The organism is Pseudomonas arsenicoxydans, assembly GCF_006438915.1.
Lineage (GTDB): Bacteria > Pseudomonadota > Gammaproteobacteria > Pseudomonadales > Pseudomonadaceae > Aquipseudomonas > Aquipseudomonas arsenicoxydans_A.
This window is the reverse complement of sequence record NZ_RCZE01000031.1, coordinates 1-10,198: the sequence shown is the minus strand read 5'-3', so window position 1 is coordinate 10,198 and position 10,198 is coordinate 1. Positions and strand designations below refer to the sequence as shown.

The 10,198-nt window shown below is 55.4% G+C and carries 2 protein-coding genes and 5 pseudogenes; 6 read left to right on the top strand and 1 reads right to left on the bottom strand.

The window, feature by feature from the left end; all coding sequences use genetic code 11:
* The 6 genes and pseudogenes from EAH78_RS31915 to EAH78_RS31900 all read left to right on the top strand — a co-directional run.
* The coding region (locus EAH78_RS31915) for an AMP-binding protein (RefSeq protein ID WP_140672314.1) at positions 1-734 on the top strand (734 nt) is incomplete at its 5' end.
* Positions 735-845: 111 nt separating this feature from the next.
* Positions 846-965: pseudogene (locus EAH78_RS32975) on the top strand (IS110 family transposase); the annotation flags it as partial.
* Between the two features lie 531 nt (positions 966-1,496).
* A complete protein-coding gene (locus EAH78_RS31905; protein ID WP_140672312.1) occupies positions 1,497-8,477 on the top strand; it encodes a TcdA/TcdB pore-forming domain-containing protein in 6,981 nt (2,326 codons plus the stop codon).
* Between the two features lie 352 nt (positions 8,478-8,829).
* Positions 8,830-9,435 (top strand): annotated as a pseudogene (locus EAH78_RS33185) (hypothetical protein); the annotation flags it as partial.
* Positions 9,433-9,573: pseudogene (locus EAH78_RS32970) on the top strand (bifunctional glyoxylate/hydroxypyruvate reductase B); the annotation flags it as partial. The pseudogenes EAH78_RS33185 and EAH78_RS32970, both read left to right, overlap by 3 nt.
* Positions 9,574-9,701: 128 nt before the next feature.
* Positions 9,702-9,904: pseudogene (locus EAH78_RS31900) on the top strand (IS3 family transposase); the annotation flags it as partial.
* Between the two features lie 147 nt (positions 9,905-10,051).
* Here EAH78_RS31900 and EAH78_RS31895 read toward each other — a convergent pair.
* Positions 10,052-10,198 (bottom strand): annotated as a pseudogene (locus tag EAH78_RS31895) (IS5/IS1182 family transposase); the annotation flags it as partial.

Here is a 10,198-nt window from a genome sequence, read left to right as displayed (position 1 = left end):
TTATCGTGCCGGCAGCCGTCCGGATGGATGGTCAGCAGCTCTGGCACTACTTTACCCAGCACGCCGTGGATGTTTTCGATTCCACGCCCATTCAGTTGCAAGGGCTATTAGAGGCCGGTTTGGGCTCTTCATCCGGTTATCAGCCACAATTAGCATTGATCGGCGGTGATGCCATTTCGCCTTTGCTGTGGTCTCGACTGCAACACATCACCACGTCTCGCTTTATCAATGTCTATGGCCCGACAGAATGTACAGTCGATGCCACTGCTTGCCCCATTGATGCCGCTCTGTCACAGCCYAGCATCGGCCACCCCATCGCCAATACCCAACTCTATATCCTCGATCCTCAAGGCCAGCCCGTRCCCATCGGCGTGACCGGCCAGATCCACATCGCCGGGGCCGGCGTCGCCCGGGGTTACCTCAATCGCCCCGCGTTGACGGCAGAGCGCTTTGTCACCAACCCATTCTCCCCAGACCCGCACGCCCGGATGTACTGCACCGGCGACCTCGGCCGCTGGCTGAACGACGGCTCCATCGAGTATCTGGGCCGTAATGACTTTCTGGCTCGACACCTGGCCGAGTACATGCTCCTAAGTGCCTTCACGACCCTGGACGCCCCAATGGCAAACTCGACGGGGCCGCGCTGGCACCGGCGCTGGCCCAGCGTTGCAGCGGGATGGGACCGCCGATACCTTTGTTCCGCGCTCTGCTCAACTACGGTCATAGCCAAGTGATGACCTGGCAGCCGTCGGGAATACGGTTAGGGGGCACGATCACGGAACGCCCACTTGCCGCAGACCAAGATCGTACCGCGCCTGGCCGATCAAAGACGCTAACTGGCATTCGCCCATCATTGGGCGCGGCAATTCGAAGCTCGCGGAGTACGCGTGAAGTTGATAGCGCCACAGTTTGTTAAACCGTACGTCAAGAGCAACAAGAGCGACGCCAACGATATCGAGATTCTATGATTGCGATTCAAAAAATGAGACGTCCACGGTGTCAAGATTACTTGATTTGTAATGTGGTGTCTGGATGCTGCCTTCCGATAGGAAACTGGAAGGTATGTCTGTATTTCTCTGGGGTTATCGACTGTTTATAAGTGTGTTGCGATTGGCGCCATCGAACATGATTCGATCGCTATGGCACATTGCTGATAGGGGCTGCCTATCGGATCATTCAATCAGGGGGGATTCTAGTAAAAGTCTGATTTCATGGTTTTTTTGACGGTAAAAGCTCTATAAAACATCATGATCGAGTGTGAGGGTGAGTGTTTAAGCAGATATTGATTTTTCTTTTTTCTTGTATATCTCCTTCATCTTCATGCAGAACTAAGGTGTTCGCGGTCCTCAGGTGGCTATTTGTTTTTTTTTAGTGGTTTGGTCACTGAGCCCCCCCCCCCCCCCTCCGTTTACGAGCAGAGCTATAGCGGCTCACTACGTAAATTCACGCATTGCAATTCGCAAACAATCAATACAATTTTACTTGGGAAAAATACGATGCCTAACAATAGCTATCAGTCGCTGCTTATTTCCGCACAAGAAACATTTAAAGAGATTAGCCGCAGACCCGCCGCACAAACGCTGATCCATGATATTAAGGGAATTTACAGTGAGAGCGGTAAAAAGTGGACCTCCGAGGCACTTGCCAAGCAGAAACAGTTGGAAGACATGCTGGAGAAGGACGCTTACAAGCGTTACAGCAACGACAAGCCTGCGAGTGTCAGTGGTCTCGATGAGAATGAACAACGGGAGTTTGTTTCCTACATCAAGGCGCTGGCGGTTAACGCCGAGAACGTCGACATCGTGGTACAAGGCAGTGAAAAAGTGGCCTTATCCTCGCAACCCTACAGCGTTCTTGACATAGCCGAAGCCTTTCGAGTACTGCCCAAGGACTTCGCGAGGCGCGTGGGTGCGCGCGCCAAGGTTGGCGCGCGGCTGACCATCAATGTCGAAAAGGCGTACTTCAATTTGCTGGCCCAGGCGCTGACCCGATTGTTCAGTGATGACAATCGAGGCTGGCTGGATCATGCCAAGATCATGGGCCCGAAAAACCTAGGCAGTCGTACTGACCAGGCGGTGATCTATCTCTCTAGCGCCGGGTTGGAGCATGCCCTGGCTATCAATAAAAAGCTTCGCGATCTGCTGTCGGCAACAGCCTTTGTTGAGCATACCCCCGTTGGTATGTACCGAGTTGGCAAAGGCATTGCCTACTCCGAGACTGCCGAGGGTGAGTCGAGCAGTCACGGCCAATCTAGAGCGAAACTGATTGCGGCCGCGGGCGCTCAGTCCTTGCTCACTAAGACCCCTATTGAGCGGACCCTGTCAAGACTATTGCAGACACGCGGGTATGATGTAAACAACCCGGCCCTGCTTGCACAAGCGGTGTTAGACCGCAAGCTCAAGGGTGGTCTGGTGCCCATGAGCGGTGGCGCTGAGGCCCGCGAAGGTAGCGCGGACATCCAGCAGTTTATTGCTGACCCAGTGCTGTTCGCCAAATCACATGCAATAAGCGTTGAAGTACTGGCCAAGGCAGGGCGCCTGCCGGCAGAGGGGCGCGCTCAACTGGTGAGCGTCACCCCTGGCGTATACGAGGTCGAATACACTGAACACTCAGTTTCCGGTGTTAGCTTGCCGGCGTATTTCCTCGGCTACAATGGTGCCAACCAAGCGAATGCATCACCTGCCTATGTGGATATTCCCAAACGGGCAGCCACCGGCTCCTTCCTGTTCACAGGAACGTTGTCGAGGGGCTCGATGATCGTTACCACGCTCGATGCCAATACCTTGCGGGTATACCACGATGGTCGAGTGAACAGCTCATTGCTTTATGACAATGTGGTAATGGCCGTTGACTTTAAGGATTATCAAGTATCTCGCTCGGCTAAAGGACTTGCAGCCGCCTACATGCAATACATCAATGGCGAATGGCAATTGGTATTTCAAAAGCAGGAGTACCAGCGTGAGGGCATGATGTTATGGCCAAAGCAGCGAAAGGGCGAAGAACCGCTCACGATCAAAGTCGCTGATCCTCAAGTGGCGGGGAAAACCCTGACCGAATTTGCCGCCTACCGTGAACAGGTTCACCAGCATCTGAAGAAGGTGGCGGCTCAGTTTCGCGTACCTATCGACGAGGTCACTGACGGTGTCTACACCGAGGGGGAGTTTTCGCCTCATCATCCAGCGATTGCCAAGTGGAGCAAGCTGCGTGAGGACGTTCTCGCCAAAATCGGCGGCGAAACCGATCAGTTGGTCGAGCAGCGATACCAACTGCAGGAAAAGCGACGCAACTCAACCCAAACCGCCTTGATCGACCAGCAGATCGAACATATCAAGCTGACGCTGAGTTTCTATAAGGCGCAGTTCGACCCGGTGATACGTGAAGCCAGCTCGGTCGAAAAGACGTGGCTCTGGCAACAGATCAAGACCAAAGACGGTACCGGTGCCGTGGTGCGCACTGACGATGCATCCATTCAGGCTGGCGGGGAGGAACGCAGCAGCAGACTGGGCGAACGTTACGCGATCTCTGAAGCTTATCAGCGAGGGGCTCAGCGCCCGGCGTTTATGGACGGTTTGCGTAATTTTCATGAGATCACTATCCCCGGGGTGATCGACACGATGTCGGCTCTGGATATGAAACGTTTATTTCTTGAGGGGGAACTGACACCCATGCAGAAAGGGGCGTTGAGTGGGCGCATTACCGAAGCCAGCCAGGCGGAGTACATCGACAAGGTGTTGGCGCAAACGGCGGTGCTCAGTGAGGGCTTACGTCACGCTGGCAGCACCTTCGATCGCCTGGCGCCGCAGGACTTTTTTCTGGTACTGGTGGGCGACAAGTCCGGTGGTCGTTGTTACCCCCTGGTTCGGGCTATGGCGGTGGCACTGGCCAGTGGAGGCGAGGTGGGTGTTAACAGCCTAGTGGAAAAACTGTTCCTGGCCGCGGCTGATCCTGAGGCTGGGAGCTCCACGCTGCTCAAAAACAGCCTAAGTCAGTTGCACTCCAACGTTGATGCCGTTCAGGCGTCAACGGAACGGGGCCTCTTCAAACTGCGTCAAGTGGTGTCCCGGTTGGCCGAGACAACCCACACTTCGATGTTTGCACTCAATACCCAAGGGCACTCAATGTTGGTGGGCAGCACTGTCAACGCTGAAGAACGTCGTTATTATTTTTATGACCCAAATGTGGGGATTTTTGCTTTCGAAGATACCAAGAGCCTAACCACGGCGATGACGCAGCACTTGGTAGAACGCAAGTTGGCCGCTTATTACGGATCGTTGGGCAGCACATCGTCACCGATCTTCAATCTAATCGAAATCGATACCGGTAAAATGGCCGCCGTTCCCTTGGACCGCCACCTGAACGTGGCCGATCTGAGTCGTCCCGGGGAACTGGCCGACGTACTCGACGCACAGCGTCAGATTGAACGTACGATCAATGCGCAAGAACGGGTAGTTGAAGACACTCAGTTACGTACCTCCTTGGCAACGTTTGATGCCGAGAACTGGGGCGCCAAATATCACGAAGCCAGTACCCGGCTCGCTCTGGAGGCAGGTCTGGATCACCGATGGATGCCGGTGATTGCCAATACCCAAGAGCAAGCGGAGGAGGAAGGCTATCGGGTACAGTTCATCAACCGTGAACAACCTGAGGAAACCCGCTGGCTGACCACTCACGATGCCACTTTTGTCGAGTTCCGTAACTTCGTCGATGAGCATACCTCTACATTGGGCGAACATTTTACTGTCGAGCACGGCCTGATGCGGCCTAAGACGGTCGCCGGAGAGGCATCCCCGGTTGACGGTTTGAATTCCGGATTTGCGGTCCAGGCGCTGATTCGTTGGTTTACCGACAAGAGCCGTCAAGACGTGGCCAGCGGTATTACGTCGCCTGAGTTGGCGACCGCCTTGAAGGTTCACAGCTATCTCAATCTGATTCAGATGGGACATGGCACAGTACAGGACGTGGCCAAAATCATCGAGCTGGTGCGTACGGCGTTACGTGGCGAAGTGGTGGCGGCCGAAACCTCGCTCAAGGATTTTGTCTCCTCCCTGGGCCACACCGTCAACGAAGGCGTCGGCGTGGTGTTTGGTGGTGCCTTTGTGGTACTGGACGCCTATGAACTTGCGCATGCCGAGAATGAAGGACAGAAAGCTATTTACGGTACCCAGTTGGCGTTCGACTCGGCCAGTTTCGTCTCTGGTTCGGCGGGGATTGGTGCCGGGCTGCTCGGTGCTTCGACGGCCGGCGCAGTGCTGGGCGGGGCTGGGGTAATCCTGGGCGGGCTCGCGGTGGGCTTTACTGGCTTGGCGCAGGCCTTTGCGCCGGTGGCCGAGGATATCAAGGCCGTGGGTCGTTACTTTGATGCCGTCGATACTGCGTACAAAGGCAATGGCTACCGTTATGACGATAAAGAACAGGTATTGGTGCCCCTGAGTGGGGCGGTGATCAAGACCCTTAACCTGCGTCAGGGCCTGGTCGAATTCGGCAGCCAATACCTCTATCGCACACAACACGGTAAAACCGGCTCGGGGAAAATAAACTACTTCTTCTGGGGCGGTGACTTCCCGACCATTGTTCACGACCGCAACCAGGCGATCGAGGTGCGCGGTGGCATTGGTTACGCGAGTGAGCATAAGCTCGTTCACAGCGAAAGCAAGGTGGTTATTCTGCCTGGCACGGTCAAATCCTATATCAGTTATGGGTACATTCATTTCCCTGGTGCTACCACTCGCCACGATCCTGGCTTCGATGTGCTGCGCAAGCTTGAGCAGGACTACCGATTCGACTACGACTTCTACATTTTCCCATCTGAATATACGGTCAGCCGGATTCATCAAGAGTACGTCGGGACCCCGATCGAAGTGTTGCTCGATAAGCGTAGTCGTCACCTGTTGGTGCCCGAACTGCCCAAGGAGTTGCACGGTTACCTGCACTACGAGATAGAGGGGGAGGGTGGTGAGTATCTGATTGGCCTCAACGAAGGTGCCACGGTCAAATTGACTTGCGCTAACGCCGGTGCGCCGTCAAGCTGGATCATTGACAGCCGTCAGCTCACCAGTGACAGCATCAGCGTCTCGAAGAGCCGACTGACGGTCGGCGGGGTTGTTGTTGACCTTGATTCGTCCCAGAGCGCACGTGTACTGGTGATTAGCCATAAGGGCGAGGTATGCGAAGTTAATTTCGCCGATCTGACCACTCAGGTCGTGCGCGAAGATGCCGGTAAATGGAAGGCGCCTGGTCAGTCCATTGAGCAACATCTGCGTGAACTGGCCCAGAAACATCAACTGCAGGGGCAGTACGTGGTGGTAGAGAACTACACCCATGGCACACGTAATGTTGGCCGAGGCTTCTACGACGTGGCCAAGGACCGGATGTTGTTTACCGACACCACCCAGGAACAGGCTAAGCAAGGAAATCTGGGGGCGGTGATTGGCGATCATGCCTATTTTTATGACGCCGAGAACGCAGCTGTCTGGCGGGTCACGATTGCCAACGGACAGGTCGACGCGCAGTTCGATGCATGGTTCAGCGACAGTGCGGGCAAAATCAGCCGACTATGGCAGGAGGGCGATGCGCTTCACCTGGTTCGCAATCATCACATCAAGGATGGTAGCGAGGCCGAGCTGGGCTATCGGATCTCGGGCGATAAAATGGAGCTGGTGAGTGCAGTCGGTGATGATGCCTTGTTGCAACTTTCGGCGCGCACCGGTCAGCACGGCGATGCGGTCAAAGACTTGCTCGAAGGCTACGAGAGCAATAGCACGCCGCGTACGACCCCGGCCTATATGCTCGAAGGCGCGCCTCAAATTAAGCCGATCAATGCGCCGCTGGTGACTGTGTTCGGCAAAGATGCGGCCGGTGTCGCACACCGCTACTGGATTCGTACCAGCGATGGCATGGTGATCAAACCGAATCTGGAGCCACCGAAAGATGACACACTGCGTTTCCAAACGCAGGATCAAGCTCATAGCGCCTGGCCGATTCCGGCGGATCTGCTGTTGGCGGGCAGTCTGCCTCGCAGCAATACCAAGGAAGTGTTCTTTTTCTACAGCAAAGAGCAAAACGTCCTGTTTCGTCAGGAAGGGGCGGGGCAAGCAGTACTCGACGCCAGCCAGCCCACTGCTTTGCGGGTCACCGCTCCGCGTCTGGCCAGTTTGGTGGATGTCAACGGGAACCTGCTCGCCATTACCGAAGATGGGCGTGTGGCTCAGTTGGATGTGCTGGGGCGGCTCAACTACGAAGCCGTCAACGTGCAGTGGCTCAAGGGCCGCACTACGTGGTGGAAAGACCTCGATACGGTGAATGGCAAAGGCGCCACCCTGGCCGTATTCGGGCTCAAAGGCACTGACGGCAAGAGTGTGCTGCCCGTGTGGTACCACAACGGCCAAGTCGTGATCGCTTCGGCGTCGCTGCAAAACAAGTCGCTGCAATTTTTGGGATTCGAAGCGGATGGCTCCGCCGCACGGATCTTCGAGCCCAAGCGTGGTAAGTTGTATCTCCAGCCAGCCATGACTCCGGATGCGCTAAGCGGCGCGTTTGGCCCGGAGCAGGTGCTTAACGCATCGGTTCAGGTTCCTGTTGCCAGTACTTTAGTGCCGCAACTACACCTGCGAGCGGCGGAGCAAGTCGATACCGGAATGCGCCTGACCACCGTCAAGGGCGAGATTGTTCTGCGTGCCAACAGCGGCGAGCTTCAACTGGTCGCCGTCGACAACGACTGGCAGAAGGATAATCTCGACAAACTGTCACATGCATTGGCCGACGTAGCCAGTCAATGGCAGGCCAAAGGCGTGCTGACCTTGCAAGGCAAGCTCACCCAAGGTTGGTTTGATGTCGCCAGCGGCCAGATCTTCTGGAGTCGTGGAATTGCTGCGGCGGAGAACCTGCGCTTCTTGGGGATTGCCCCTGAGGAAAAGACGGCCTACGTCTATAACTCAACGGCTCAAACGTTGTATCAGGTCAAGGATAGCGGCAGCGAAAGGCTCAACCGTTTCAACAATGCTGAGCGCTTTGGTACATCTCTCCACCTTCAAGGCGGGGAAGGTAGCGACGACGATTTGGCAGCACCGATCATTGTCGGTCTCGACAAAGTAGTGTTGCAGGGTGGGGCGGCGGGTGATGCATACCGCATCAGCCAGGCCATGTGGCGGTATTACCCAACCATCGTCATTGATAACGATGATCCAGATAAAACCTTGGATCGCCTGATCATGGCGGTGACAGACCCGGAGCGAATCCATGTCAGCCGCCACAATGACGACCTGCTGCTGACCGATTGCGACATTAAAACGGTCTTGGTGGTGCGTGGGGTCTTCGGTAAACATGCTGCGACGCATCGGCATCTGCAAATCGAGCTGGAGCGCACTTCGTTGTCGGTCAGCGTTGACCATCTGGTCACGGTTTTTACGACCGTGGGCTCTGATAAAGAGGTGCTGTTTACCTTATCGTCGGCCATTAAGCCGCCGATGCCGGCGGCTTAATGTCGAACCGCCTGGCGTGGTTGAGGGGCCTGCCTGTTTGCTGCTCAGTCATCGATCCACCCAGGCGGCGCGAAAACCTAGGAGGTATTAATATCGCAGGAAAATAAGCAAAAGGGGTGCAATGCCCCTATTGCTTTTTGCGAGAGATGCTACGCCAAATGCAAGTGATGCATATGTAAGGCTTCTCGAAAATTCTTCCTTGTCTTCCGTAGCCGAAGAAGCAACGCCCAGTGCTGAGGTTGCCCCGAGCCCCTCGCCGGCACCGTCCAACCCCCCCGGCCAAACTCAAAAGCATCCATTCTGCAATGGTGCCGATAATCGGTATCGCGAACAAGAGAATGCCGGCAACACCTATCAACCTAACTCGCGCGGAAGCATGGCACCTGCTGCCATGTCTTTCATGCGGGACCACGGTGTATTGAAGGACATTTACTCCGAATGTGACAACAGGCACAAAACCTGCTAGGGGAAAAAGTGTCGATATAAATGGTGAGAGCCCCAGGCTTCGGCGCTAATGGCATCCACCGTTTCGAGCTGCCGTTCACGGTCGCTCTCAAACTCAAGGACATCGGCGGCAACGTACTACCAGTTAACAGGAGGAGTCTATCGACGTGACTCTGGCGTAGGACAAGGCCTCGGCCGATCAAAACCTTGCGGGAACATTTACTGCCGAGGTTCGCCAGGCACTCACTCGCCGATGCACAACACTGTTGGGGGGGCGACGGGCGACGGGCTGCTTGCGTGGCTCGATTGCTGCTTCCGATCGGAAGTGGTAAAGCACCCTAGCTCCAGAGACACATTGCCATTTGTGCCCTCGATCTTCGGAAATGAGGAGCTGATACCCTAGGAGCAGTTCACTGTTGGACCTGTATCTCTCGGAGAAAGCTAAAAACCGTAACGTTTGGCTTACTCCGTATACAGGGAGACACGGGATGCCACTGGGATGCTCAAGCCGGTGGGGTCGGCGACGCATGAGATGGGGGAAGCGATGGCCCGGTGGGCGGTGGAGAACCAGCTTGCGGCGTTGGAGGGGGAACGACAGGTAAATTCAGTGAATACAAGGTACCTGGCAAGGCTAAAATTTGGCGGCTGTTAGTCAACGCGTGGTCCTCGGAGTCAGGATAGTTGTCGTCTCTCCGTTTTTTTCTGAAAAAGGATATCGTGGGAGGAAAGAGGCTGGTCGTGCCGTATTATTCACCTGAACGCAGAGCCGCATTATTTAAGATGCTGCTTCCACACTTAACCTGTAGATGGCCGAGGTTTCCCGGCGGGAAGGGGGGAGCGAAATGTCTTTGTCCAACTGGCACAAGCAGCTCAGTCCTGAAGGAAATGCAGTGTCCGAAAACAAGCCGTTGACCGAGAACTAGTCAGCCGAAACAAAGTTTGCTGTCGTGCTTGAAGCCGCCGGTTTGCCCAAGATCGACCTAGGGATGGTCTGAAGTAGCCATGTGTTTCTGGCTGTCTTCGGCCACCACCGATTTTGAAAGTGGCGAGTCGATCCCAAACGCTCAGATCACTGACTCATTCCTGTCTTTTTACCCGCTGCGAGCACCTCGCGGCGGCTATTCCCCACATTACAGGCACACCTCTCCGGCATTGCTCAATAAATGTCGGCGGGCCATCCATAGATTCGACAATGCAAACAGCGTCACCAACTGCGCCGTGTTCTTGGCTAGGCCACGGAAGCGAGTTTTCACATAACTGAACTGACGCTTGATCAC

Bases quoted from the DNA above. Each gene is read 5' to 3' on its own strand.
- EAH78_RS31905 (WP_140672312.1), top strand. From the start codon at position 1,497: ATGCCTAACAATAGCTATCAGTCGCTGCTTATTTCCGCACAAGAAACA.